This is a genomic window from Metalysinibacillus jejuensis (genome assembly GCF_003057615.1).
Classification (GTDB): domain Bacteria; phylum Bacillota; class Bacilli; order Bacillales_A; family Planococcaceae; genus Metalysinibacillus; species Metalysinibacillus jejuensis.
On the sequence record NZ_QAFW01000141.1, the window covers coordinates 1 to 853 of the forward strand.

Sequence of the window (853 nt, forward strand, 5' to 3'; positions counted from 1 at the left end):
GGTGAGAAAGCCAATTACCCACGTTTTTATCGACAATCATTAGACAAATTAGCAAAAGAACAACGCATCCTATCTCGTAGAAAGAAAGGTTCTGCACGTTGGGAAAAACAACGTTTGAAAGTGGCTGAACTACAAGAAAAAACAGCCAATCAACGTAAGAACTTTCTACACCATCAATCAAAAGAATTAGCAACAACCTATGACGCTGTTATCATCGAGGACTTGGACATGAAAGGAATGTCTCAAGCCCTTCACTTTGGTAAAAGCGTTCACGACAATGGTTGGGGCATGTTCACTACATTCTTATCGTACAAGCTAAAAGAACAAGGGAAACAGCTTGTGAAAATTGATAAATGGTTCCCTTCGACTAAAAAATGTTCTTGCTGTGGTGCAGAAAAACCTATGAAGCTATCTGAACGTACTTACCGTTGTTCATGTGGGTATGTGGCATATCGTGACTATAATTCAGCCATCAATATCAAAAATGAAGGCATTCGCCTATTGGCATTAACATAGAAACAAAAACTCTTGGAACAAGAGGGTTAGCTCGGTCAGTTTTCGTTGGCTAGTAAAAGCAACGATAAGTCGAGAAGCCCCCACTTCAATTAGACCGCAAGGTCAATAAGTGGTGGGTAGTTCACTATCTTTCAAAATTATCACCTCTCACTTGATTGTACGGTATTTCTACGATACAATCAATATATACGATATTATTCCGTATAAAGCGAGGTGAATTGATATGACTAAACAAAACAAAGCTTTCAAATTCCGTTTACTACCAAACAGAGAACAGGCAGTATTATTAGCCAAAACATTTGGTTGTGTTCGTCTTGTCTACAATAAGATGCTTGCG

Annotated in this window: 2 protein-coding genes; both read left to right on the plus strand. The window is 38.6% G+C overall.

What is annotated here, in order from left to right; translation table 11 throughout:
* Nucleotides 1–516 (plus strand): RNA-guided endonuclease InsQ/TnpB family protein (locus DDE80_RS14480; protein ID WP_153060920.1); only part of this gene is annotated, 516 nt, incomplete at its 5' end.
* 223 nt (nucleotides 517–739) lie between these two features.
* Nucleotides 740–853, plus strand: a 114-nt coding sequence (locus DDE80_RS14485; protein WP_153060878.1) for a helix-turn-helix domain-containing protein, incomplete at its 3' end; no start/stop codon positions are given.